We start from the raw sequence: 23,640 nt of genomic DNA on the forward strand, positions 1-23,640 counted from the left end.
AGCAATGGTGTCTTGCTAGACTGTTTGCAGCCGCTAACAAAGGCGGATGTGGGGCCTCGCGATCACAGAGTTAAGAAAAAAGCAGCCACTAAAATTTCACCTTTGTTAAGCTATTGGCAACCGGTACCGGGCCTCCTGATGGCGGATTTTTGGCCGGACAGGTGGGACATGATGCAATCGATGGCAGGGCTGGCAAAACGTGCTCGATCCGTGACCGGTGGAGCGATGATTGCGGCCGCCTTGTTGCTGCCGGTTCATGCACACGCCCAGGCGCAGAACGGGCTGTCGAACCTGTTCGGCGGCATTTTCTCCGGGACGAATCCCGCGCCCTCGCAACCCGCACCAAGCCCAGGCGGCGCGCAACCCTGGAGCGGCGAGGACGGCGCCTCCGGCCATCCGCTGATGACGGCCGCCGCGATCCGCGAAGCCGCCGGCAATTTCGACAACTGCGTCGCAGGCATGTGGCCCGATGCCGCACGGCGCGGCATCACCCAGGACAACTTCCAACGCTTCACCGCGGGCCTCAGCCCCGATCTGCGCATCATGGACCTGATGGACTCGCAGCCGGAGTTCACCAAGTCGATCTGGGATTATCTCGACATCCTCGTGAACGACAATCGCCTCGCCAAGGGCCGCGAGGTGCTCGCCAAATACAAGGCGCAGTTCGATGCCACGGAAAAGGCCACCGGCGTCGATCGCTACATCATCGCCTCGATCTGGGGCATCGAGTCCAACTACTCGACGCAGATGGGCGATCGCAGCGTGCTGCAATCGACCGCGACGCTCGCCTGCATCGGCCGCCGCCAGGCCTATTTCAAGGACGAATTCCTCTCCGCATTGGAGATCCTCAACCGCGGCGATCTGAGCCCGGAGCAGATGCGCGGCTCCTGGGCCGGCGCCTTCGGCCCGACCCAGTTCATGCCGACCGCGTTCAAGCGCTTCGCGGTCGACGGCGACGGCGACGGACGGCGCGACGTCGTCGACAATCCCACCGACCTGATTGCCTCCACCGCCAACAATCTGAAGAAGGACGGCTGGCAGTCCGGCCAGACCTGGGGCTTCGAGGTCGTGGTGCCGCAAGGGTTCAACTACATGCTGGCCGACCGCGCCAAGGCGCAGACGATCGCGCAGTGGGAGAAGCTCGGGCTGAAGCGCCCGACCAACCAGCCGTTCCCGCATCCGGCGGAGAAAGCCTATCTGCTGGCGCCGGCGGGCGCGCAGGGCCCGGGCTTCCTGATGCTGCAGAACTACCGGGTCATCATGAAGTACAACCCGGCCGAGGCCTATGCGCTGGCGATCGGTCATTTCGCCGACCGCCTGCGCGGCGGGCAGCCCTTCGTGCAGCCCTGGCCGCGCCAGGAACGCGAGCTGTCCCGGACCGAGCGGCTGGAACTGCAGCAGCTTCTGGCCCAGCGCGGCTTCTACAAGGGCACCCCGGACGGCCAGTTCGGCGGCCAGACGAGGGAAGCGCTGCGCAGCTTCCAGGCCTCGATCGGGGTGCCTGCGGACGGATTTGCCTCCTCCGACGTGCTGGACCGGCTGCGCGGGCGGTAAAATCGCGCCGAAAGTAACCCTGAACAGGGATTTTGCCCGGCGGTCTTGACGGGGGCGGCTGTTCCCCGGTGTATGGCGCGAGAATCCGTCAAAAATCCGCAACGGAATCTGCCCGTTTGGCGCCCGATTCCGTTATTATATCGAGCCTATTCCAGACCCACTGCGCGGCCGAGATCGCATGTCGAAGAAGTCCCTGTTCAAGGCGCTGACCGAGACCGGCCCGCTGATCGCGCTGGGGACGGCGCTTGCGATATTGGTCTCGGTCGCGGGACCCGCTTCTGCGCAGTTCTTCAACTTCCCCGGCTTCGGCGGCCCGCCGCAACGTTCGGCCCCGCCGCCGCGCCAAGGCGGTGGTGGTGGCGGCTGGTTCGGCGGCGATTTCTTCGCGCCGTTCCAGCAGCAACAGCAGCAGGCGCCGCGCCAGGATTTTTCGCGCGCACCGGCACCAGCCAAGCGCGACACCACGCCCGACAAGAACGTGCTCGTGATCGGCGACGCCATGGCCGACTGGCTCGCCTACGGCCTCGAAGATGCCTACACCGAGCAGCCCGACATGGGCGTCATCCGCAAGCACAAGACCACGTCCGGCCTGATCAAGTACCAGCCGAAGGGCGAGCCTTCGGACTGGACCGCGGCGGCGAAGGGCATCCTCGAGACCGAGAAGCCCGACGTGATCGTCGTCATGCTCGGCCTCAACGACCGCATCGCGATCCGCGAACCTGTCGCCGACAAGTCGGACAAGGACAAAGACAAGGACAAGAAGAACGACAAGGGCGCCCGCGCCAAGCAACCTGCGAAGCCCGGCGACGCCAAACCCGACACCGCCACCAAGCCGGACGACAAGCCTGCCGATGCCGACCTGCCGCAGGATGACGCCGACAATGCCGACACGCCTGCGGCCGCTCCGGAAAAGACGGCGCGCAATCCCAACGGCCTCTACGAATTCCGCGACGAACGTTGGGTCGAGCTCTACACCAAGAAGGTCGAGGAGCTGGCCAATCTGCTCAAGGCCAAGGGCGTGCCGGTGCTCTGGGTCGGCCTGCCCGCGATCCGAGGACAGAAAGGGACGGCCGACATGCTGTTCCTGGATTCGCTCTATCGCGAGGGCGCGGCCAAGGCCGGAATCACCTATGTCGATGTCTGGGACGGTTTCGTCGACGAGGCCGGCCGCTTCCTGCAGAAGGGCCCGGACTTCGAAGGCCAGATCCGCCAGCTCCGCAGCTCCGACGGCGTCTACTTCACCAAGCCGGGCGCGCGAAAACTCGCGCACTATGTCGAGCGCGAGATCACGCGCCTGCTGGCGGGGCGCTCCGGCCCGATCGCGTTGCCGAGCGAGCCTGCGACGCCCGACACCAGCGCCGAACCCGGCAAGCCCGCGCCCCGGCCGCTCGCCGGCCCGATCGTGCCGCTGGTCGCGGCTTCGATCTCGACCGATCAATTGCTGGGCGGCCCGGGCTCGCGTCCCGCCGCCGTCGATGCACTCGCTGCGAAGACGATGGTGAAGGGCGAGCCGCTGTCGGCGCCCGCCGGACGCGCCGACGATTATGCCTGGCCCCGCCGCGAGGTCGGCCGCGAGCAGGCCAAAGGCGATACGCCGATGGCGGCGACGACGCCTGACGGCGCCACCGCCTCTCCCAATGCATCGGGTGCGGCCGCTGCGATCGCCCCGCCCAAGCTCGCGCCGAAGAAACCGCCAGTCGCGCCACAGCAGCAGCAGCCGGCGCAGGCCACGCCGTCGTTCCGGGATTTCTTTGGCTTCGGCTCGCCGCCGCCGGCGCCTCGGCAAATGACGCCGGCACCCGGACCGCGCAATCCGGCGCAGAACCCTGCGATCCCGCGCCCGCCCGGCAATGTCGGGCGCGCGGCGGAAGTTAGGTAATTTTCTGTACTGAGGTCTCGTGTCCCGGAAGCGCTGCAACGCTCCTTGGCGTTGCTGCGCAGAGCCGGGACCCAGTTGCGGCATCAACAAAGAACAGGCCCCGGCTCAGCAACGCGGCGTTACACGCCGCATTGCGTCCGGGGCACGAGTGTGTGTTTGGTTCCTAGCCGTAATAGCGCCAGCGCGGCGGCGGACGGCGGGCGGGGCGCGACATCAGCAGCGCGAGCGCAAAGCCGATGCCGCCGGCAACGAGCAGCGCGCCGAGCGGATTGTCCTGCACTTTCTTCGACAGCGCCTGCGTGCCATCACGGAAGGTGTCGCCGCTGTTCTCATAGGCGTCCTTGGCATAGCTCGTCGCGGTATCCGCAGCGTCGCGCACCGCATCCTTGGCCTGGCCGTAGAGGTTCTGCACCGCGCCTGCAGCTTCGCGCGCCTTGCCCGACGCCTCCGTCTTGGCATCGCCTGCCATGTCTCCGACTGCGCCTTCCGCGCGTCCGGCGTATTCCTTGGCTGATCCGACAATCCGATCCGTGTCCATGATGCTCCTCCTCGGGGGTCAGCCCAAGTAACCGATCAGGCGCAGCGCAGTTCCAAGTCTCGACGAAAGTGTAGTGTGTGGCCCGGATGGAGCGCAGCGTAATCCGGGACAGCGTCAGTCGTATTGAACGACCCCGGATTGCGCTGCGCTCCATCCGCGCTACGGGATCCTCTACAAGATCAGACCGCCATCAACGACCAGCGTCTGGCCGATGATGTAGGACGACAGCGGCGAGGCCAGGAACAAGGCTGCGCCTGCCATGTCGGCCGGCGTGCCCAGTCGCCGCAGCGGAATGCGCGACAGCGCCGCTTCGAGCCGCTTGGGATTGTCAGTCGTCACCTTCGTCATCTTGGTGTCGACGAGGCCGGGCGCAATGCCGTTGACGCGGATGCCGTCCTCGGCCCAGGCCTCGCCCAACGTGCGCGTCAATCCGACCGCGCCGGTCTTCGAGGCGTTGTAGGCGGGATTGCCCATCGTGGAATGAAAGGCGGCGGTCGAGGACACCATGATCAGCGCGCCCTTCGCATCCCGCAACATGGAATGAAACCGCGTGGCGCAGGCCATCAGGCTCATCAGATTGACCTCGACGACCTTGCGGAAGCCGCTCATCTCGAACTCGCCGCGGCGATAGATCACCGCGCCCTGCGCGAGCACCAGGATGTCGAGCCGATCGAACGACGGCTTGAACGCTTCGATCGCAGCGGCATTGCTGACGTCGAGCTGCGCATAGGAAAGACCGGTGAGATCGGAGCCTTCTTCGGCTGAATATTCCGTTGCGTGAGCACGCGTGCCGCAAACGGCGACAGCTGCGCCCCGGCTGCGAAAGGCCTGTGCGATGCCGTTGCCGATGCCGCTGGAACCGCCGACGACCAGCACCTGCCTGCCTGAAAAATCCAGCTCGTTCGCCATCGCGGCCTCCCATTTTGTCTTGCTTGTTTGACCTCTCTGCGGATCGATGCCAGCCTTGTCAATCTCATAACAACAAGCAAAACGCAGCGAGGAAACAGCATGTCCGAGTTCAAAGAGCTCAGCCGCTCCGTGAAGGGCCTGACCGTTCTCGTCACCGGAGCTGCCAGCGGCATGGGGCGCGCCACCGCACGCGTGTTCGCAAGCGAGGGCGCGAACGTCGCTGTCACCGATTATGACGAGCAGGGTGGATTGTCCGTCGCGAAGGAGATCGCGGCGAGCGGCGGAACAGCGAAGGCGTGGAAGCTCGACGTTGCCGACGCCAGCGAGATCAAGCGCGTGGTCGGCGATGTCGCCGCGCATTTCGGCGGGCTCGACATCGTCGTCAACAATGCCGGCATCTCCGTGCGCGTTGCGATCGATGACGAAGCTTACGAGGACGCCTGGGCCAAGGGCATCGCCGTGATGCTGACGGCGCATCCGCGCATCATCCGCGCCGCGCTGCCGCATTTGCGCCGGTCGAAGAGCCCGCGCATCGTCAACATCGCTTCCACCGAGGCGCTCGGCGCCACCGCATTGCACAGCCCCTATTCGGCGGCGAAGGGCGGCGTCGCGAGCCTCACCCGTTCGCTCGCGGTCGAGCTCGGCCGTGAAGGCATCACCGTCAACTGCATCTGCCCGGGCCCGATCCGCACCGCCATCACCGACCGCATTTCCGAGGAGCACAAGACCATCTACGCCAAGCGCCGCACCGCACTCGGCCGTTACGGCGACCCCGAAGAGGTCGCGCATATGACGCTGAGCCTGTGCCTGCCGGCGGCGTCCTTCCTGACCGGCGCTGTGATCCCGGTCGACGGCGGGCTGATGGCGCGCAACGCGTGAGAGCTGTTAAAGGATCGCAGCCCGGATGGAGCGCAGCGTAGTCCGGGGGTCTCACCTCGCGGAAAGACCTTCCCGGATTTCGCTACGCTCCATCCGGGCTACGGGCTGCCATGCGCTCGAAGCGTTGACATCGTCGGACGCAGGAGTAGCTTTTTCACCGACAGAACGGGACCAACCGTTCGCGGCACGCGGGAGAGAACGTCATGACGATCGCCATCCGGCAGCTTCAGAAACATTTTGTGGGCGAGGTGTCCGGCCTCGATCTGCGCAAGCCTCTCACACCTGACGAGGCGCGCGAGGTCGAGGCTGCCATGGACAAATACGCGGTGCTGGTCTTCCACGACCAGGACATCAACGACGAGCAGCAGATGGCCTTCGCGCTGAATTTCGGCCAGCGCGAGGACGCGCGCGGCGGCACCGTGACCAAGGAAAAGGATTACCGGCTGCAGTCCGGCCTCAACGACGTCTCCAATCTCGGCAAGGACGGCAAGCCGCTGGCGAAGGATAGCCGCGCGCATCTGTTCAACCTCGGCAACTGCCTGTGGCATTCCGACAGCTCGTTCCGCCCCATTCCGGCAAAATTCTCGCTGCTGTCCGCGCGGGTGGTCAATCCGAAGGGCGGCAACACCGAGTTCGCCGACATGCGCGCGGCCTACGACGCGCTCGACGAGGAGACCAGGGCGGAGATCCAGGACCTCCTCTGCGAGCACTCGCTGATGTATTCGCGCGGATCGCTCGGCTTCACCGAGTACACCGACGAAGAGAAGGAGATGTTCAAGCCGGTGCTGCAACGGCTGGTGCGGACGCATCCCGTGCATCGCCGCAAGTCGCTGTATCTCTCATCGCATGCCGGCAAGGTGGTCGGCATGAGCGTGCCGGAGGGACGCCTCTTGCTGCGCGATCTGAATGAACACGCGACGCAAGCAGAGTTCGTCTACGTGCACAAATGGAAGCTGCATGATCTCGTGATGTGGGACAACCGCCAGACCATGCACCGCGTCCGCCGCTACGACCAGTCCCAGCCCCGCGACATGCGCAGGGCGACGGTCGCAGGGACCGAGCCGACGGTGCAGCAGCAGGCGGCGGAGTAGGCCCGGCCGTCGTGGTGAAAAGGCAGCAACTGCAGAGATGCCGACGACAGGGCGCGGGCGCTTCAACACACTCCGTTATTGCGAGCGAAGCGAAGCAATCCAGAATCCCACCGCGTCGGGATTCTGGATTGCTTCGTCGCTTCGCTCCTCGCAATGACGTGGTGGGAGCTGAGCTACACTCAACGCCAGCTACGCGTGCCCCGCCTCGTTCGAGAGCATGCCGGGATCGATGCCGATCTTGCGCAGGGCGCGGCCGTATTTCTCGTCGACGTCGTCGCCGAAGATCAGGTCGGCGTCGGCATCGCAATGCAGCCAGCCATTGCTCTGGATCTCGGTCTCGAGCTGGCCCGGTGCCCAGCCGGCATAGCCGAGCGCGAGGATGGCGTGCTTGGGGCCGGAGCCATTGGCGATCGCGCGCAGGATGTCGACGGTCGCGGTGAGGCAGACACCGTCGTCGATCCGCAGCGTCGCCTTCTCGATGTAGAAGTCGCTGGAATGCAGCACGAAGCCGCGGCCGGTATCGACGGGACCGCCTTGCAGCACCTTCATGCTCTCGGCGTTCCCCGGCAGCTTGATGTGCTCGCCCTTCTTGATGATGCCGAGCTGCTGCAACAGCTCGGGGAAATCGATGCTGCCGGCCGGGTGGTTGACGATGATGCCCATGGCGCCTTCGGCCGAGTGGGCACAGAGATAGATCACCGAGCGCTCGAAACGGGGATCGCCCATCACGGGCATCGCGATCAGGAGTCGGCCGTCGAGATAACCGGCCGAATTGGGGAGCCCGGCGCCCGCGCCGCGGGTGCTTTCGCCCGTCCTCTTGCCAGTGGGAGCCATCGCTGAAGCACTCCGGTTTCAATTCCTATCCTGATGTCGGACCTAGCCGCTGTCAAATCAAGGCTTGCAGAGATTTGATTCGAGTGCATGCATCACAAGCAATTCAATGGTTTGCCCAGGTGTGACCCTGTAAAGACGTGCTATGCTGACAAGAGTTCCCCTGCGTGCGGCGATTGGCGTCGCGACAACCCTGCTTGCGTCGGCGCTTGCCGTGCGCGCCGACGACGCCTCGCCCTGGCAGCGCGACGGACATTCCGCAGTGCGGCTGCTGGCGGGATCGCGTAGCGGCGCCGTGCTGCTCGGCGGTATCGCCTTCCAGCTCCAGCCCGGCTGGAAGACCTATTGGCGCATGCCCGGCGATTCCGGCGTTCCGCCGCGGTTCGACTTCTCGAAATCAGAAAATGTCGAAGCGGTGACGGTGATGTGGCCGGCGCCGCTGAAGTTCGACGACGGCGCGGGCGGCCATTCGATCGGCTATCACGACCAGATCGTGCTGCCGCTGCGCATCGTCGCCAAGTCCGCCGACAAGCCGGTGACGCTGCGTGCCGAGATCAACTACGCGGTGTGCGAAAAACTCTGCATACCCGTCGAGGCCAATGCCGAGCTCGGCTTCAACAGCGTCGCATCGACCGAGGACGCGAACCTGCGTGCCGCACTCGACACCGTGCCCAAGCCCGCCACGATCGGTGATCCCAATCCGCTCACCATCCGCGACATCAAGCGCGACGGGGCCAAGAATGTGGTGGTCGACGTGATTGTGCCTGATGGCCGCAACGTCAATCTGTTCGTCGAAGGGCCGACGCCCGACTGGTCGTTGCCGATCCCCGCGCCGGTCGAGCCCAGCCCGCCCGGCGTGAAGCGCTTCTCATTTGAGCTCGACGGGCTGCCGCCAGGCGCCAAGGCCGAGGGCGCAGCGCTGAAGTTCACGCTGGTTGGGCCGGAGAAGTCGTACGAGTTCAATACGAACCTGGAATGATGTTTCCCGATCGTCCCCGCTCCCGTGCATATTGCACACGAGAACGTGTACTCGAGAAGCGCAGACGTCGGCCTCTGACGCTCAAGCGGAAATCTCACGATCAGCCAGAGCATTACCGTTCGTGGACCCAGAGCAGTCCCAATTTTGGCGATGCCGAGCAGCATGGTCAGTCTCGTAAGCGTCGTATAGGCTCTGCCAGACGTGGCAATCAGCGCCACGTCGAACCACAAGGAGCAAGCCATGATGCTAAGGATTCTTGGCGCGGCCGTGGTTGCGGCATCCGCCTTGTTCAGTTCTGCTGCACCAGCGCAGTGGGCCCAATCCAATCCGGATCTCTGCCAAGCTGAATTCGCCAACTGCACGGGTCTTGGAACCGGCAGTACCCCCGCCGGCCCTCGGTATCGGCAAGCATCTCGTCGAACGGCGTATCAACAGTCGGCGCCAGTAGGCGCTCCCGCCGCCGGCAGCTGGGGCAATCCCGGCGGCTGGGGCAATTCCTACGCCATGTATGGCGGCGGCGTCGGCGGCGGTTACGGCTGGAACGGCAGCTGGTCTGCATATGCCGCTCGCAACGGCATCGTCTGCAGGCCTGGCACCACTTACAAGGGTGCCGACGGTCGCCAGCATCTCTGCCAATAACCCATCCGCACTTGGGCTACGTCAGGCGGCCCCAAAGGGCCGCCTGTTTCATGCCCGACCGTGGTTGTCGTCCTGAGTGGGCCAACGTGGAGGCGACCAGACGCTTGTCTTCCAGCCGATGGTCGCTGGCCCCTCTCGGCACAGCACTCACCTCTTACTCGGCCTGACCACCGCGCCAGTTCATGCGTACGCGCCCTAGGGCCGGGACAACATGGTTGACCCAACCGTATCTTAACGAATGGTTGCTAGGTCAAAGGCTGCCGCAGCATGCGGCGCTTGGTGCGGGATGCTTGGGGACCTCGACGTGGCCGTGATGGATGCACAACCCGCAACGACCGGACCGGCCGGGCTGATCGCGCGGCTGCGGGCAAAGCTCACGGGCGGATCGAGCGAGGCGTCGCTGACGCGGCGGCTGGCGGGTACGATCTTCATCATCCGCGTGATCAGCGCAGGCCTTGCCTATGTCTCGCAGGTGCTGCTGGCGCGCTGGATGGGCACGTCTGACTACGGCATCTATGTCTATGTCTGGACCTGGGTGCTGCTGCTCGGCAGCATGATGGATTTCGGCATCTCGGCCTCCGCGCAAAAGATCATTCCGGAGTACCGCACGAGCGGCGCGCATGCGCTGCTGCGCGGCTTCCTCTCCGGCAGCCGCTGGCTGACCTTTGCCGCCTCCACGCTGGTGTCGCTCGGACTTGCCGGCATCGTCAGGCTGCTGTCGCCCTGGATCGATCCGGCCGAGGTGTTGCCGCTCTATATCGGCTGCATGACGCTGCCGGCCTTCGTCGTCGCCAACACCCAGGACGGCATCGCGCGCTCACACGACTGGATGCAGCTCGGCCTGATGCCGCAATTCATCATCCGCCAGGCTCTGATCATCGGCATCACTGGCGCTGCCTTCCTGCTCGGCTACCATCTCGGCGCGGTCGCCGCGATGGTCGCGAGCCTGGGCGCGGTGTGGATCGCGATGACCGGGCAAATGGTGGTCCTGAACCGCAAGCTCGCCGACCACATCGAGCCGGGTCCCAGGGCTTACGACGTGCGCGGCTGGCTCGCCGTGTCGCTGCCGATCCTGCTGGTGGAGAGCTTCTACCTGCTCTTGTCCTATACCGACGTGCTGGTGCTGCAGCAGTTCCGGCCGTCCGATGAGGTCGGCGTCTATTTCGCCGTGGTGAAGACACTGGCGCTGGTCTCGTTCATCCACTACGCGATGTCGGCGACGACGGCGCATCGCTTCGCGGAATACAACGCCAGCGGCGACAAGGCGCGGCTGTCGGCTTACGTCGCGCATGCCATCAACTGGACGTTCTGGCCGTCGCTGGCGGCGACCATCGTGCTGCTCGCGCTCGGCAGGCCACTGCTCTGGCTGTTCGGGCCGCAATTCGTGGTTGGCTACGACATCATGTTCGTCGCCGCGATCGGCCTCGTGGTGCGCGCCGCGATCGGGCCGGTCGAGCGCCTGCTCAACATGCTCGGCGAGCAGAAGATCTGCGCGCTCGCCTACGCGCTGGCCTTCGTGATGAACCTCGTGCTCTGCCTGATCCTGGTGCCGCGCTACGGCGGCCATGGCGCGGCGGCAGCGACCTCGATCTCGCTGAGCTTCGAGACGGTGCTGCTGTTCTGGATCGTGCGGCAGCGCCTCGGCCTGCACGTGCTGGCGTTCGGACGTTAGCCATTTGGTGCGGTAGAGCCTGCTGCGACGCTCTGATAGACTTCAGGCCATGACGAAGTCCGACCAGACAGTCACTCCTCAAGACGAGCCGGGCGGAGGCGAGTATTATGCCACCGCGGATGAACTGCGGATGATCGATGCCGCCTTGGCCTCCATAGATCGCGGCGAGGTTGCTACCGAGAGTGAGGTTAAAGCGGTCTCCGCAAGATTTCTTCGCCAACGAACTGTGCAATCCTGCCCTAGTCTACGCGGACGGGACGAAACGGCCGTTTCGCAGGAGAGCGGCAGGTTGGATGGAATGACTACCGGCACCCGACCCGCAGCATGATTTTTCTTATTCCCTCCAACTAGTTGCGCCTCAGGGAAAGTTTATTCTACGTCGTATTGCCCAACTGACGAGATAAACCTAAGATTCCCGAGACCATGATTGATCCGCTTTATGTCGCCTCCGGATTCGGCGTCGGCCTGCTTGTCGGGATGACCGGCGTGGGTGGCGGCTCGTTGATGACGCCGCTGCTGATCCTGCTGTTCGGCGTCCATCCTTCCACCGCCGTCGGCACCGACCTGCTCTACGCCGCCGCCACCAAAACCGGCGGCAGCATCGTGCATGGCTGGTCGCGCAGCGTACACTGGCCGGCGGTGCTGCGGCTTGCCTGCGGCAGCATTCCGGCCAGCGCGTTGACGCTGCTGGTGCTGTGGAAGCTCGATCTCAAAAGCGATACCGAGCGCAGCCTGGTCAATTTGGTGCTGTGCTTCGCACTGCTGCTGACCGCCACGTCGCTGATCTTCCGCAAGGCGATCATGGAGCGCTATCGCAGGAGACTGGAGCAGGTCGACGATCGCACCACGGCGGTTGCGACCGTCATCACGGGCATCGTGCTCGGCGTGCTCGTCTCGATTTCGTCGGTCGGCGCCGGCGCCGTCGGCGTGACCGTGCTGCTGCTGCTCTACCCGCGCCTGCCGATGGCAACCATCGTCGGCTCCGACATCGCCCATGCCGTGCCGCTGACGCTGGTGGCCGGGATCGGGCACTGGGCGCTTGGCGATGTCGACTGGGCGCTGATGGGCGTGCTGCTGCTTGGCTCACTGCCCGGCATCATCGTCGGCAGCTACAGCGCGACACGCGTCCCCGAGACGGTGCTGCGCCTGACCCTTGCCAGCGTGCTGTTCGTGGTCGCCGGCAAGATCATGTTCGCGGAGCTGAATTTGTCGTCGGCCATCGTGACGGCGCTGGCCTGGACGCATTGAGCGAGGCGACCGCCGCCTCATTCTCGCTCTCGTAGGGTGGGCAAAGCGGAGCGTGCCCACCATTTCTCTCGATCAGAAAAAGATGGTGGGCACGGCGCTGGCGCGCCTTTGCCCACCCTACGGCATCGCGTGCTTACTCCGCGGTCCAGCCGCCATCGATCGACAGGTTGGTGCCGGTGATCTGCGCGGCATCGTCGCTGCACAGGAACAGCGCCAGCGCTGCGACCTGCTCGGAGGTGACGAACTCCTTGGTCGGCTGCGCGTCGAGCAGCACATCGTTGATGACCTGCTCGCGCGTCAGGCCGCGCGCCTTCATCGTGTCGGGGATCTGCTTCTCCACCAGCGGGGTCCAGACATAGCCGGGGCTGATGCAGTTGCAGGTGATCTTGTGGGTCGCGACCTCGAGCGCCACTGTCTTGGTCAGGCCGGCGATGCCGTGCTTGGCCGACACATAGGCCGACTTGAAGGGCGAGGCGACCAGCGAGTGCGCCGAGGCGGTGTTGATGATGCGGCCCCAGCCCTTCTTCTTCATGCCGGGCACGGCGGCGCGGATGGCATGGAAGGCCGAGGACAGGTTGATCGCGATGATCTGGTCCCACTTCTCCGGCGGGAATTCCTCGATCGGCGAGACGAACTGGATGCCGGCGTTGTTGACGAGGATGTCGACCGAGCCGAACGACTTCTCGCCGAGCGCAATCATGCCGGCGATTTCGGCGGGCTTGGTCATGTCGGCGGGCGAGTAAACCGCCTTGACGCCGAAATCGGATTCGATCTTGGCGCGCTCCTTCTCGATGTCCTCGGGCGAGCCGAAGCCGTTGATGACGACGTTGGCGCCGGCAGCCGCGAAGCCGCGCGCGTAGGCGAGTCCGATGCCGCTGGTCGAACCGGTGACGACGGCGTTCTTGCCTGACAAAGTACCCATGTCATTCGCTCCTTTTTGGCGGGGGCGCGGTGACGTCCCCCGTGAGATCGTAGGTCACCATGGTCTCGCCGGACTGCGGCTGCTCGAGCCAGTCCTTGTGGCGCATCGACAGATGCACGTCGCGCACGCCGGCTTCCCAATGCTCGACCATGGCGACATGCGAGAAATCGTAGTCCTTGGACGAGGATTCGTAGTTCTTGCTGCGGTAGATCAAATGCACCACCGTGACGGTGCTCTCACGTGCTGCCTTGGCAAGGAATTCGACGGAAGGGTCGTTCTTGAGATAATCGGGCAATTTGGAAATCAGGTCGCGCACCGCCCGTCGCGCGTTGTGGATCTGCTTGTTCTTGTCCGTATTCATGCGCGTGCGGCTGGAGAAGCGGATGTCCTTCTCGCGCTCGGTGGCCTCGAGCAGCGAATTCGGCAAATCGCCGCGGGCGGAAAACAGATCGACCTGGAAGATCAGCATGTCGCGCGCGAGCTCTGCATCGAGCACGTAATCGAGCGGGGTATTGGAGGCGATGCCGCCGTCCCAGTAATGCTCGCCGTCGATGATCACGGAGGGAAAGCCCGGCGGCAGCGCGCCGGAGGCCATGATGTGCTCGGGGCCGATCTTCTTGCCGAGCTTCTTGAACTCGTAATTGTCGAAATATTTGAAGTTGCCCGAGGTGACGCCGACGGCGCCGACGGAGAAGCGCGTCTTGAGATCGTTGATCCGGTCGAAATCGACCAGCCGCTCCAGCGTCTTCTTCAGCGGCGCGGTGTCGTAATAGCTCTCGGCTTCGGGATGGCCCGGCGGCCACATCGGCGCGGGCGGGACGCGCGGCACGAAGAAGCCGGGCACGCCGAAAGTGGCGATCAGCGCCGCACTCGTCGAGTTGAACAGCTCGCGGCTGTGATCGCTCTTGCCGACCGGCTTCCACGGCACCGGCGCCGAGACCATTTCCCAGAATTCCTTCAGCCGCTTGACGCGGGTGTGGCCCTCATTGCCGGCGATGATGGCGGCGTTGATCGCGCCGATGGAGATGCCGGCGACCCAATCCGGCTCGAAGCCGTAGCCGCATAGCGCCTGAAAGGCGCCGGCCTGATAGGAGCCGAGCGCGCCGCCGCCCTGCAGGACCAGGACGCGTTGCGCATTGGCGGGGACGCTGGCGGATTCCGGGCTATGATCGGTCATAAGGGAACAATAGCATAAGGGAACAACAGCAAATGGCGCGCCACCGTGGCGACAGTCCGCCGCGGCGTCAATGCATCCGGGGATCAAGTCTGGCTTATCGGGGCTCGGTCGACGCCAGGATCATGGTCCAGAACACCTTGTACTTGGTGCCCGGAGCATAGCTCGCCGCAATGCCCAATTTTGTGACACCGCTCTTGAGCATGTTGGCGCGGTGTGGAGGCGAGTCGCGCCAGCCGGAAAACGCTTCCGCCAGCGTATGATAGCCGGCCGAGACGTTCTCGACGGCAACCGTGGCCGGATAGCCTCCGGTGGCAAGGCGCTTGGCCAGCGGCGCGCGGACGTCGTGGTCCATCTTGTTGGCCGCCGCCATGGCCTGGGACTGGGATTCGGCGAGCCGCATCAGGTCGGGATCGACCACGATTGTGCCGAGCATGTTGTTCTGGCGGTATTGCGAGATCATCACCGCGGCGGCCTGCGCGTCGAGCTGGGCGCCCGGGACCGCCATGTCGGTATACATCGACGGCTGCTGGACCGGTGCTTCGTTGCCGGCACAGCCGGCGAGCAGCAAAGTGATGAAAATTGCGGCCGCAGCGCGCATGAATCGAGGCCCCCAATGAGGGGCCGTTGTTGCATACCAACCGTGGCTGAAAGGTGAATTTTGAGGAAAATCGTCGCTGTCATTCCGGGGCCCGCGCTAGCGCGAACCCGGAATGACGGGGCCTCAGCCCGCAAAGATCCGGTAGCGGCGGGGATTGAGGCCGATGGTGTCGCCGGCGCGCAGTTCCTTGTCGCGGGGGGCGTCGATCTCGATGGTTTCGCCGCCTGACAGCGCGACCTCGGCCCGCTGCACCGGGCCGAAATTGCGGACGTGCTGGACCGCGCCCTCGAACGCGCCGGTGCCGGGCGGGCCGACCAGCATGTCATGTCGCCGTACGAACAGCTTTGACGCGCCAGGCGCCAGGCCCTCCGCCGCGAGCTGAAGCGGCCGGTCGCCAAGCCTGATCACGCCGCCATCGACCTGGACCGGCAGCTCGATGGATTCGCCGATGAAGCCATGCACGAAGGCCGTCGCCGGGGTTTCATAGACGTCGTCGGGCGAGCCGATCTGCTCGATCCGGCCCTTGTCCATCACCACGACGCGGTTGGCGACCTCGAGCGCCTCCTCCTGGTCGTGGGTGACGAAGATCGAGGTGACGTTGATCTCGTGGTGGAGCGAGCGCAGCCATCTGCGCAGTTCTTTCCGCACCTTGGCATCGAGCGCACCGAAGGGCTCGTCGAGCAGCAGGATGCGCGGCTCGATCGCCAGAGCGCGGGCGAGCGCGATGCGCTGGCGCTGGCCGCCGGAAAGCTGGCTCGGATAGCGGTCGGCGAGCCAGTCGAGCTGCACGAGATCGAGCAGCTCTTTTACGCGCGCACGAATCGTCGCTTCGTCCTTGCGGACCGCGCGCGGCTGCACGCGCAGGCCGAAGGCGACGTTCTCGAACACGGTCATGTGGCGGAACAGCGCATAGTGCTGGAACACGAAGCCGACATGGCGCTCGCGCGCGCCCTGGGCCAGCGCGTCCTCCCCGTTGAAGGAGACTTCGCCGGAATCCGGCCAGTCGAGACCGGCAATGATGCGCAGCAGGGTGGTCTTGCCGGAGCCGGACGGCCCGAGCAGCGCCAGCAATTCGCCGTTGTCGACCTTGAGGTCGACACTGTCGAGAGCGGCAAAGCTGCCGAACTTCTTGACGAGATTCCTGACTTCAATGGTCACTTGCGTCTTCTCCTTCGTCGAGATGACGTTCGAGGACGGTTTTTGCGATCAGCGTGATCAGCGCCAGCATCGCCAGCAGCGAGGCGATCGCGAAGGCGGCGACGAACTGGTATTCGTTGTAGAGGATCTCGACCAAGAGCGGCATGGTGTTGGTCTCGCCGCGGATGTGGCCGGAGACGACCGAGACCGCGCCGAACTCGCCCATCGCGCGGGCGTTGCAGAGCAGAACGCCGTAGAGCACGCCCCATTTGATGTTGGGCAGCGTGACGCGGAAGAAGGTCTGCAGGCCCGAGGCGCCGAGCGAGATCGCGGCCTCCTCCTCCTGCGTGCCCTGCTCCTGCATCAACGGGATCAGCGCGCGCGCGACGAAGGGGAAAGTCACGAAGGTGGTCGCAAGCGCGATGCCGGGCACAGCGAACAGGATCTGGATGTCGTGGTCCCTGAGCCAGCCGCCGAAATAACCTTGCGCGCCGAACAGCAGCACGAAGACGAGGCCCGAGATCACCGGACTGACGGAGAACGGCAGATCGATCAGTGTGATCAGGAAGGTCTTGCCCTTGAACTCGAACTTGGCGATTGCCCAGGCGGCGACGAGACCGAACACGAGATTGAGGCCGACCGAGATCGCCGCGACGATCAACGTCAGCCTGATCGCCGCCATCGCCTCCGGCTCGGCGAGCGCGGCGAGATAGGCGAGGATGCCGCGCGAAAACGCCTGCGCGAACACGACGACCAGCGGCAGCACGACGAAGACTGTGAGAAACATGATCGCCAGCGTGATGATGGCGATGCGCACCGCGCGCGGCTCGGTGCGGAGATTGTCACGCGCGGCCGCCGCATGCGCGCGCGCTTTTTCACGGGCCTTGGCATCGGAAGCCGAGAGCGACACGGTATCTGCGATCTGCATCGTCATCGCATCCCTCCTCAGCGCGCCGGAATCCGGCTCTGCGCCCAGCGCTGGAGCCGGTTGACGGCGAAGATGACGACGAAGGACACGACGAGCATGACCACCGCGATGGCGGTCGCATCGGCATAGCGGAATTCGGAGAGGCGGATCACGATCAGAAGCGGCGCAATCTCGGAGACGTTCGGCAGATTGCCGGCAATGAAGATCACCGAGCCGTATTCGCCGACGGCGCGGGCGAAGGCCAGCGCAAGGCCGGTGAGCAGCGCTGGCGCCAGCGAGGGCAGGATCACGCGGATGATGGTCTGCCAGCGGCTGGCCCCCAGGCTGCCCGCGGCCTCCTCGATCTCGGGGTCGAGATCCTGGAGCACCGGCTGCACGGTGCGGACTACGAAGGGGATGCCGATGAAGATCATGGCGACGAAGATGCCGACCGGCGTGAACGCCACCTTGATGCCGAGCGCAGCGAGCGGCGCGCCCAGCCAGCCCTTCTCGGCGAACAGCGCGGTCAGCGCGACGCCGGCCACCGCCGTCGGCAGCGCGAACGGCACGTCCACGATGGCGTCGAAGATGCGTCGTCCGGGAAAGCGGTAGCGCACCAGCGCCCAGACGATGATGCTGCCCATCACCAGATTGACGCAGGCCGCCGCGAAGGCGAGGCCGAACGACACCCGCAAGGCGTTCAGGGTACGGCGGCTGGAGAGGATGTTCCAGAACTGCTCGGGACTGAGCTCGAACGATTTCAGGAACAGGCCGGCGAGCGGAATCAGGATGATGATCGACAGCCAGGAAAGCGTCAGTCCCATCGTGAGACCGAAGCCCGGCAATGTCCGGCGTCGTGCTGCGAGTGCGCTCACCAGGCCCCCTGCTAAAGCCTCCTACGTCGGCGCCCGATCAGTTCTTGTAAATCTGATCGAAAACGCCGCCGTCGGCAAAATGTTCCTTCTGCGCCTTGGTCCAGCCGCCGAAGACGTCGTCGATCGTGAACAGCTCGACCTTGGCGAATGCGTTTTCGTACTTCTTGGCGATCTCGGCGTCGCGCGGACGGTAGAAGTTGCGCGCGGCGATCTCCTGCCCCTCCTTGGTGTACCAGTACTGAAGGTAGGCGTCGGCGGCGTTGCGCGAGCCCTTTTTGTCGGAAACCTTGTCCACGATCGCGACCGGCGGCTCGGCGAGGATCGACTGGGGCGGCGCCACGATCTCGAACTTGTTCGCGCCGAACTCCTTCAGCGCGAGGAACGCCTCGTTCTCCCAGGCGAGCAGCACGTCGCCGACACCGCGCTCGACGAAGGTCACGGTGGCGCCGCGCGCACCGGTGTCCAGCACCGGAACCTGCTGGTAGAGTTTTCCGATGAAGTCCTTGGCCTTGTCGGCCGAGCCGTACTTCTTCTGCGCAAAGCCCCAGGCGGCGAGATAATTCCAGCGCGCGCCACCCGACGTCTTCGGGTTCGGGGTGATCACGGCAACGCCCGCCTTGAGCAGGTCGTCCCAGTCCTTGATGCCCTTGGGATTGCCCTTGCGCACCAGGAAGACGATGGTCGAAGTGTAGGGTGATGAATTCTGCGGCAGCCGCTTCTGCCAGTCGGCCGCGGTGAGGCCCTTGTTCGCGATCGCGTCGATGTCGTAGGCGAGCGCCAGCGTCACCACATCGGCCTGCAAGCCGTCGATCACGCTACGCGCCTGCGAGCCGCTGCCGCCATGCGACTGCTTGATCTCGACGCTCTTGCCGGTCTCCTTCTGATAGGCGCCCGCAAACGCCTTGTTGAACTCGGCATAGAGCTCACGCGTCGGATCGTACGACACGTTCAGAAGATTGATGTCAGCGGCGAGAGCCGAGCTTGCCCAAAGCAGTCCTGCCACGAGCGGAACGATACGGCGCATCATGTCCATCTCCATTCACCTCGACGACATCGGCGTCATCGATGGCAGGCATAACTCGGGGCGAAACGCTCTTAAGTCAACGGAACCGGATTTTCTTGTTCGCAGCCGGGCAGCTCAACTGTGCTACGAAATCTTCATCGTGTGGATGCCGCATTCCGTCTTCGACCGGCCGCGCCAGCGACCGGCGCGCGCATCCTCGCCCTCGGCCGTTCTGCTGGTGCAAGGCATACACCCAACCGACAGGAAACCGGAGGCAGCCAGTGGATGACGCGGCAATTTGGCGCGGACGAAGATCGCCTCGAGTTCCTCGCGCGAGACATTAGCGAACGGGTTGAACTTCAACCGCGCACCGTCGATCTCGACGACGGGAATATCGGCGCGTGCATTGCCTTGGAAGCGCTTGCGGCCGTTGAGCCAGGCGTCGAACGGCTTCAGCGCGCGCGCCAGCGGCTCGACCTTACGAATGCGGCAGCAGGCATCGGGATCGGAGAACCAGAGGTCGCGGTCGGGATCCTCGCGCGACAGCGTCTCCTCCGACGGCTTGATCGAGCGCACGTCCTTCAGGCCCAGCGCCGCGATCAGTGTGTCGCGATAGGCCAGCGTCTCCTCGAACAGCCATCCGGTATCGAGGAAGACCACCGGGATCGCAGGATCGACATCCGCCATCACCTTCAAGAGCGTCGCCGATTCCGTGCCGAAGGACGACACCAGCGCAAGCTTCTCGCGCCCGACCGTCTTCACCGCCGCGGCGATGACCTCCGCGGGCGAGGCATCGCGCAAGGCGCGATCGAGCTCCTCCGCCGAAGGCAGCGCAGAGATGGACGAAACCTGAGGCGCGATCGCGTTCACGTGCCGACACCTTCGGAGTGACGCAGCTGCATGCGCCGGTGCAGCGCCGTGATACGGCCGTCGCCGGTCGGCTGGTAGAACACCGAATAGCGCTTGGCGGTCTGCATGAAGGCTTCCGCGTCGGCCTGCTTCTTGACCTCGAAGGAATCGAAGCCGGCACGCAGCATGAAAACGAACTGGTCGCGCAGCACCTGTCCCGTCGCGCGCAGCTCGCCGCGATAATTGTAGCGTTCGCGCAGCAGCCGCGCCTGGCTGTAGGCGCGCCCGTCGCGGAAGGTCGGGAACACCAGCGCAACCGCGGCGATCTTGCCGAGATACGGCACAAGCTCGGCGATGTCGCGATTGTTCGGCCAGATCACGCCGACCTTGCCCGAGCGCTTGAGCAGCCCGTCGGCCTCGCCGAGAAAGCGCTCGGCCGGCACCAGGATGTCGCCGCCCTCGGGCAGCGGGGTGTCGACGGCGAGCTTGACGAAGCTGTCGTCGGCGATCTTTCCGCCGTTAACGAGTGGCATAGACGCGCTCCTTGAAGGGTTCGACACCGAGGCGCTTCACCGTGTCCATGAACAATTCTTCCGGACGCTCGCGCAGCGCCAGATAGGCCTCCACGACGTCCTCGATGACGTCGGCGACCTCGTCGAACTTGACGCCGGGACCGATCAGGGTGCCGAGCGCGGCGTTCTCGTCGGCGCGGCCGCCGATGGTGATCTGGTAGACCTCCTCGCCGTTCTTCTCGACGCCGAGAATGCCGATATGACCGACATGGTGATGGCCACAGGCATTGATGCAGCCGGAGATGTTGATGTGCAGCCGCCCGATCAGGTTGGCGAGCTCGTGATTGGCAAAGCGCCGCGTCAGCTCCTGCGCGATCGGGATCGAGCGCGCATTCGCCAGCGAGCAATAGTCGAGCCCGGGGCAGGCGATGATGTCGGTGATCAGATTGACGTTGGGCGTCGCAAGGCCAAGCTTGTCGAGCGCCTTCCACAGCGCCGGCAAATCGCGCTTGGCGACGTGCGGCAGCGCCAGATTCTGCTCATGGCCGACCCGGATCTCGCCGAAGGAATATTTGTCGGCGAGGTCAGCGAGCGCGTCCATCTGCTCGGCCGTGGCATCGCCCGGAGGCCCGCCGGTCGGCTTCAGCGAGATCGTGACGATCGAATAGCCCTGCACCTTGTGCGGAGCCACCGAGTTCTTGCGCCACGCCTCGAACTCCGGATCGGCCGCGGCCTGGCGCAGCTCGTCCGGCATGTGCGGCAGCTTCTCATAGGCCGGATAGGTGAAGCGCGAGCGGATGTCCTCGATCACCTCGTCGTCGATCTGGAGCGAGGAGTTACGGATGTGCTGCCACTCGTCCTCGACCTCGCGCGAGAATTTCTCGATGCCTAGCTCGTGCACCAGGATCTTGATGCGCGCCTTGTAGATGTTGTCGCGGCGGCCGTACTGGTTGTAGACGCGAAGGATCGCCTCGATGTAGCTGAGGATGTCGCGGCCATGCACGAAGTGCTTGATGGTCTTGGCGATGAACGGCGTGCGGCCGAGACCGCCACCGACCAGCACCTCGAAGCCGGTCTCGCCCTTCTCGTTCTTGATCAGGCGCAGGCCGATGTCGTGGATCTTGATCGCGGCGCGGTCATGGTCCGAGGCGGTGATCGCGATCTTGAACTTGCGCGGCAGGAACGAGAATTCCGGATGCAGCGTGGTGTGCTGGCGGATCAGCTCCGACCAGATGCGGGGATCCTCGATCTCACCCGGCGCGACGCCGGCCCACTGGTCCGAGGTGACGTTGCGCATGTTGTTGCCGGACGTCTGCATCGCGTGGATGCCGACCTCGGCGAGATCAGCCAGCGCATCCGGCAGCTCGGCGAGCTTGATCCAGTTGAACTGGATGTTCTGGCGCGTTGTGAAATGGCCGTAGCCGCGATCGTATTTGCGCGCGACGTGCGCCAGCGCCCGCAACTGGTTCGTTGCCAGCGTCCCGTAGGGGATCGCGACGCGGAACATATAGGCGTGTAGTTGCAGATAGACGCCGTTCTGCAAGCGCAGGATCTTGAACTCGTCCTCGGTGAGCTCACCGGACAGGCGCCGCTTCACCTGGTCGCGGAACTCCGAGACGCGCTCGTTGACGAGCGTGCGGTCGATTTCGTCGTAAGCGTACATAGAAGAATGCCTTAAACCTGGGCCGGCTGTCCGATGGTGACGCCGGTGCGGCGGATCTGTTCGCGCAGGTTGCCGGGCAGGATCTTGCCGTCCTCGCCGACCTGCACGGGCGCGATATAGGGACCGATGGCGCCAACGTCATCGGCCACCGACTCCGCAAGCAACGCCTTGGCCTCGTCGGAGTTGCGCACGATCGCAGCTTCCGAGAGGTCCGCGGACCAGCTCTTGGCGGCGGTGCGGTACACCACGATGCCGTCCCAGGTGCGGTTGGCGGTCACAACCGAGGGGCCGGCGATCTTGATCTTCTTCTGTTCGAGCGGAGAGGTCATTCGGCTGCATCCAATAGGTCAGAGATGATTTGGTTGGGTGTTTGGCGGCGAAGCGAGCCGGCATGCCGGACCACGTCGCCGATGATGAGGATGGCGGGACCGCCCTGGATCCGCCGCACGAGCTCGGGCAGATCGCGCAGCGTACCGACCGCGCCTTGCGCATCGGGCCGCGTGACACGGGCGAACACGCCGACCGGCGTTTCCGGCGAACGTCCGGCCGCGAACAGGCCGGCGCGCACGGCGGGTGCCGCAGTCATGCCCATGTAGACCACGACCGTCATTTTCGTGTCGGTCAGCGTCGACCAGTCGGCATCGCGCGCCTTGTGCGCGGTAAGGAAGGTGATGCGGGTTGCTTCGTGACGGTAAGTGAGCGGCACCTCGAAATCGGCAGCGCCACCCAGTCCTGCGGTGATGCCGGGGATGATCGAATAGCCGACGCCGGCGGCACGCAGCGCTTCCACTTCTTCACCGCCGCGGCCGAATACGAGGGGATCGCCGCCCTTCAGCCGCACCACGCGCTGGCCTGATTGCGCGGCCTCGATCATGCGCTTGTTGATGGCGTCCTGGCCGATGCCGGGCTTGCCGACGCGGCGGCCGACCGGCACGCGCGTGGTGTCGCGGCGGATGCGGTCGAGAATTTCAGGCGAAACCAGCTCATCATGGAAGACGATGTCGGCGTCCTGAAGTGCGCGCAGCGCCTTGATGGTGAGGAGGTCAGGGTCGCCGGGACCGGCGCCAACCAGCGCGACCGAGCCTTCCGGCTTGTCGGCGCGCGCGAAATCGGAGGGATCGGAAATCGCCTTGAGCGAGGCGTCCGCCTCAGCCTTGCGGCCGGCCAGCACGGCGGCACCGATCGGGCCGTCAACGACGCGCTCCCAGAAGCGCCGGCGCAGCGGAAACTCGGCGATGCGCTCGTTGATGGATTTGCGGAAGGTGCCAATGAACTCGGCGAGCTCGCCGATGCGCGCCGGCAGCAGCGCCTCGATCTTCTCGCGCACGCGCCGCGCTACCACCGGCGATGTGCCGCCGGTGCCGACCGCGACCACGACATCGCCGCGATCGACAATGGCCGGGAAGATGAAGCTGGAATGCTCGAGATCGTCCATGACGTTGACGGGCAGGCCGAGCGCCTTCGCCCGCGCCGACATGGCAACGCCGACATCGCCTGCGCCCGCGCAAACGATGGCGATGACGCCGGAGAGATCAGCGGTCAGCGGATCGCCGGCCGCGATTTCGATGCGCGAAGCGTCCTCGGAGCCAAGGCCCAGATCATGATTGCCGTCGACCGCATGCACGCGGATGCGCGCGCCGGCAGCAGTGAGCACGCGCAGTTTTGCGCGCAAAAGCTCACCCGCGCCGATGAGAACCACCGGACCGGCCTTGAGATCGAGAAACACCGGCAAGAACCGCATGCGATACTCGCTTCCCCCACATCCGGGGTTGACTGGA

The 23,640-nt window shown here is 64.9% G+C and carries 23 protein-coding genes; 8 read left to right on the top strand and 15 right to left on the bottom strand.

The window, feature by feature from the left end; all coding sequences use genetic code 11:
- The first annotated feature begins 168 nt into the window (after positions 1-168).
- Together QA649_RS39170 and QA649_RS39175 are read left to right on the top strand one after the other, a co-directional pair.
- Positions 169-1,554 (top strand): lytic murein transglycosylase, encoded by a 1,386-nt coding sequence (locus QA649_RS39170; RefSeq protein WP_283021819.1) that lies wholly within the window; start codon positions 169-171, stop codon positions 1,552-1,554.
- A 178-nt stretch (positions 1,555-1,732) separates the two neighbouring features.
- Positions 1,733-3,433, top strand: a complete 1,701-nt coding sequence (locus tag QA649_RS39175; protein WP_283021820.1) for a DUF459 domain-containing protein — start codon at positions 1,733-1,735, stop codon at positions 3,431-3,433.
- Between the two features lie 163 nt (positions 3,434-3,596).
- On the opposite strand, the gene QA649_RS39180 is transcribed toward QA649_RS39175, so the two are convergent.
- Together QA649_RS39180 and QA649_RS39185 are read right to left on the bottom strand one after the other, a co-directional pair.
- The gene (locus QA649_RS39180; RefSeq protein WP_283021821.1) at positions 3,597-3,971 is read right to left on the bottom strand and encodes a CsbD family protein; all 375 of its coding nucleotides are present in this window, start codon (positions 3,969-3,971) and stop codon (positions 3,597-3,599) included.
- A gap of 171 nt (positions 3,972-4,142) precedes the next feature.
- Positions 4,143-4,880, bottom strand: a complete 738-nt coding sequence (locus QA649_RS39185; protein ID WP_283021822.1) for an SDR family oxidoreductase — start codon at positions 4,878-4,880, stop codon at positions 4,143-4,145.
- A gap of 99 nt (positions 4,881-4,979) precedes the next feature.
- On the opposite strand from QA649_RS39185, the gene QA649_RS39190 reads away from it, so the two are divergent.
- Entirely contained in the window at positions 4,980-5,759 is a 780-nt protein-coding gene (locus QA649_RS39190) for an SDR family NAD(P)-dependent oxidoreductase (RefSeq protein ID WP_283021823.1), read from the top strand.
- A 203-nt stretch (positions 5,760-5,962) separates the two neighbouring features.
- On the top strand, positions 5,963-6,850 hold the full coding sequence (locus QA649_RS39195) for a TauD/TfdA family dioxygenase (RefSeq protein ID WP_283021824.1): 888 nt from the start codon (positions 5,963-5,965) through the stop codon (positions 6,848-6,850).
- Positions 6,851-7,039: 189 nt separating this feature from the next.
- Here the strand turns inward: QA649_RS39195 and QA649_RS39200 are convergent, their stop codons facing one another.
- A complete protein-coding gene (locus QA649_RS39200) occupies positions 7,040-7,684 on the bottom strand; it encodes a YqgE/AlgH family protein (protein WP_018646661.1) in 645 nt (214 codons plus the stop codon).
- A 142-nt stretch (positions 7,685-7,826) separates the two neighbouring features.
- Here QA649_RS39200 and QA649_RS39205 point away from each other — a divergent pair, with 142 nt between their 5' ends.
- The 4 genes from QA649_RS39205 (at position 7,827) to QA649_RS39220 (ending at position 12,219) form a co-directional block, all read left to right on the top strand.
- Entirely contained in the window at positions 7,827-8,660 is an 834-nt protein-coding gene (locus QA649_RS39205) for a protein-disulfide reductase DsbD domain-containing protein (RefSeq protein ID WP_283021825.1), read from the top strand.
- Positions 8,661-8,900: 240 nt separating this feature from the next.
- A complete protein-coding gene (locus tag QA649_RS39210) occupies positions 8,901-9,299 on the top strand; it encodes a hypothetical protein (protein WP_283021826.1) in 399 nt (132 codons plus the stop codon).
- 304 nt (positions 9,300-9,603) lie between these two features.
- Positions 9,604-10,971: a flippase gene (locus QA649_RS39215; RefSeq protein ID WP_283021828.1), complete on the top strand. Its 1,368-nt coding sequence runs from the start codon at positions 9,604-9,606 to the stop codon at positions 10,969-10,971.
- A gap of 423 nt (positions 10,972-11,394) precedes the next feature.
- Positions 11,395-12,219: a sulfite exporter TauE/SafE family protein gene (locus tag QA649_RS39220; RefSeq protein WP_018646657.1), complete on the top strand. Its 825-nt coding sequence runs from the start codon at positions 11,395-11,397 to the stop codon at positions 12,217-12,219.
- Between the two features lie 133 nt (positions 12,220-12,352).
- Here QA649_RS39220 and QA649_RS39225 read toward each other — a convergent pair whose 3' ends face one another.
- From QA649_RS39225 to cysG, 12 genes are all read right to left on the bottom strand, one after another.
- Complete coding sequence (locus tag QA649_RS39225; protein ID WP_283021829.1) at positions 12,353-13,141, bottom strand: 3-hydroxybutyrate dehydrogenase; 789 nt, start codon at positions 13,139-13,141, stop codon at positions 12,353-12,355.
- A gap of 1 nt (position 13,142) precedes the next feature.
- Positions 13,143-14,318 (bottom strand): DUF3734 domain-containing protein, encoded by a 1,176-nt coding sequence (locus QA649_RS39230; RefSeq protein WP_283021830.1) that lies wholly within the window; start codon positions 14,316-14,318, stop codon positions 13,143-13,145.
- Between the two features lie 94 nt (positions 14,319-14,412).
- On the bottom strand, positions 14,413-14,916 hold the full coding sequence (locus QA649_RS39235) for a CAP domain-containing protein (RefSeq protein WP_283021831.1): 504 nt from the start codon (positions 14,914-14,916) through the stop codon (positions 14,413-14,415).
- 123 nt (positions 14,917-15,039) lie between these two features.
- A complete protein-coding gene (locus tag QA649_RS39240) occupies positions 15,040-16,074 on the bottom strand; it encodes a sulfate ABC transporter ATP-binding protein (RefSeq protein ID WP_283021832.1) in 1,035 nt (344 codons plus the stop codon).
- A complete protein-coding gene (cysW, locus tag QA649_RS39245; protein ID WP_283021833.1) occupies positions 16,064-16,987 on the bottom strand; it encodes a sulfate ABC transporter permease subunit CysW in 924 nt (307 codons plus the stop codon). Before cysW ends, QA649_RS39240 begins: the two co-directional genes overlap by 11 nt.
- Positions 16,988-16,998: 11 nt before the next feature.
- Positions 16,999-17,784: a sulfate ABC transporter permease subunit CysT gene (cysT, locus tag QA649_RS39250; RefSeq protein ID WP_035667571.1), complete on the bottom strand. Its 786-nt coding sequence runs from the start codon at positions 17,782-17,784 to the stop codon at positions 16,999-17,001.
- A gap of 88 nt (positions 17,785-17,872) precedes the next feature.
- Positions 17,873-18,874: a sulfate ABC transporter substrate-binding protein gene (locus QA649_RS39255; RefSeq protein ID WP_283021834.1), complete on the bottom strand. Its 1,002-nt coding sequence runs from the start codon at positions 18,872-18,874 to the stop codon at positions 17,873-17,875.
- Between the two features lie 108 nt (positions 18,875-18,982).
- Positions 18,983-19,708, bottom strand: coding sequence for a phosphoadenylyl-sulfate reductase (locus QA649_RS39260; RefSeq protein WP_283021835.1), 726 nt, complete (start codon positions 19,706-19,708; stop codon positions 18,983-18,985).
- A complete protein-coding gene (locus QA649_RS39265; RefSeq protein WP_283021836.1) occupies positions 19,705-20,220 on the bottom strand; it encodes a DUF934 domain-containing protein in 516 nt (171 codons plus the stop codon). The genes QA649_RS39260 and QA649_RS39265 overlap by 4 nt, the downstream gene beginning before the upstream one ends.
- Positions 20,207-21,862, bottom strand: a complete 1,656-nt coding sequence (locus QA649_RS39270) for a nitrite/sulfite reductase (protein WP_283021837.1) — start codon at positions 21,860-21,862, stop codon at positions 20,207-20,209. The genes QA649_RS39265 and QA649_RS39270 overlap by 14 nt, the downstream gene beginning before the upstream one ends.
- An 11-nt stretch (positions 21,863-21,873) precedes the next feature.
- Positions 21,874-22,191, bottom strand: coding sequence for a DUF2849 domain-containing protein (locus tag QA649_RS39275; RefSeq protein WP_018646646.1), 318 nt, complete (start codon positions 22,189-22,191; stop codon positions 21,874-21,876).
- A complete protein-coding gene (gene cysG / locus QA649_RS39280; protein ID WP_283021838.1) occupies positions 22,188-23,603 on the bottom strand; it encodes a siroheme synthase CysG in 1,416 nt (471 codons plus the stop codon). The genes QA649_RS39275 and cysG overlap by 4 nt, the downstream gene beginning before the upstream one ends.
- Positions 23,604-23,640 lie beyond the last annotated feature (37 nt).

The organism is Bradyrhizobium sp. CB1717 (genome assembly GCF_029714325.1).
GTDB lineage: Bacteria > Pseudomonadota > Alphaproteobacteria > Rhizobiales > Xanthobacteraceae > Bradyrhizobium.

Excerpts from the sequence above, each read along its gene's own strand:
- QA649_RS39170 (WP_283021819.1), top strand. The coding sequence starts at position 169 with ATGATGCAATCGATGGCAGGGCTGGCAAAACGTGCTCGATCCGTGACC.
- QA649_RS39175 (WP_283021820.1), top strand. The coding sequence starts at position 1,733 with ATGTCGAAGAAGTCCCTGTTCAAGGCGCTGACCGAGACCGGCCCGCTG.
- QA649_RS39180 (WP_283021821.1), bottom strand. The coding sequence starts at position 3,971 with ATGGACACGGATCGGATTGTCGGATCAGCCAAGGAATACGCCGGACGC.
- QA649_RS39185 (WP_283021822.1), bottom strand. The coding sequence starts at position 4,880 with ATGGCGAACGAGCTGGATTTTTCAGGCAGGCAGGTGCTGGTCGTCGGC.
- QA649_RS39190 (WP_283021823.1), top strand. The coding sequence starts at position 4,980 with ATGTCCGAGTTCAAAGAGCTCAGCCGCTCCGTGAAGGGCCTGACCGTT.
- QA649_RS39195 (WP_283021824.1), top strand. The coding sequence starts at position 5,963 with ATGACGATCGCCATCCGGCAGCTTCAGAAACATTTTGTGGGCGAGGTG.
- QA649_RS39200 (WP_018646661.1), bottom strand. The coding sequence starts at position 7,684 with ATGGCTCCCACTGGCAAGAGGACGGGCGAAAGCACCCGCGGCGCGGGC.
- QA649_RS39205 (WP_283021825.1), top strand. The coding sequence starts at position 7,827 with ATGCTGACAAGAGTTCCCCTGCGTGCGGCGATTGGCGTCGCGACAACC.
- QA649_RS39210 (WP_283021826.1), top strand. The coding sequence starts at position 8,901 with ATGATGCTAAGGATTCTTGGCGCGGCCGTGGTTGCGGCATCCGCCTTG.
- QA649_RS39220 (WP_018646657.1), top strand. The coding sequence starts at position 11,395 with ATGATTGATCCGCTTTATGTCGCCTCCGGATTCGGCGTCGGCCTGCTT.
- QA649_RS39225 (WP_283021829.1), bottom strand. The coding sequence starts at position 13,141 with ATGGGTACTTTGTCAGGCAAGAACGCCGTCGTCACCGGTTCGACCAGC.
- QA649_RS39230 (WP_283021830.1), bottom strand. The coding sequence starts at position 14,318 with ATGACCGATCATAGCCCGGAATCCGCCAGCGTCCCCGCCAATGCGCAA.
- QA649_RS39235 (WP_283021831.1), bottom strand. The coding sequence starts at position 14,916 with ATGCGCGCTGCGGCCGCAATTTTCATCACTTTGCTGCTCGCCGGCTGT.
- cysW (WP_283021833.1), bottom strand. The coding sequence starts at position 16,987 with ATGACGATGCAGATCGCAGATACCGTGTCGCTCTCGGCTTCCGATGCC.
- cysT (WP_035667571.1), bottom strand. The coding sequence starts at position 17,784 with ATGGGACTGACGCTTTCCTGGCTGTCGATCATCATCCTGATTCCGCTC.
- QA649_RS39255 (WP_283021834.1), bottom strand. The coding sequence starts at position 18,874 with ATGGAGATGGACATGATGCGCCGTATCGTTCCGCTCGTGGCAGGACTG.
- QA649_RS39265 (WP_283021836.1), bottom strand. The coding sequence starts at position 20,220 with ATGCCACTCGTTAACGGCGGAAAGATCGCCGACGACAGCTTCGTCAAG.
- QA649_RS39270 (WP_283021837.1), bottom strand. The coding sequence starts at position 21,862 with ATGTACGCTTACGACGAAATCGACCGCACGCTCGTCAACGAGCGCGTC.
- QA649_RS39275 (WP_018646646.1), bottom strand. The coding sequence starts at position 22,191 with ATGACCTCTCCGCTCGAACAGAAGAAGATCAAGATCGCCGGCCCCTCG.
- cysG (WP_283021838.1), bottom strand. The coding sequence starts at position 23,603 with ATGCGGTTCTTGCCGGTGTTTCTCGATCTCAAGGCCGGTCCGGTGGTT.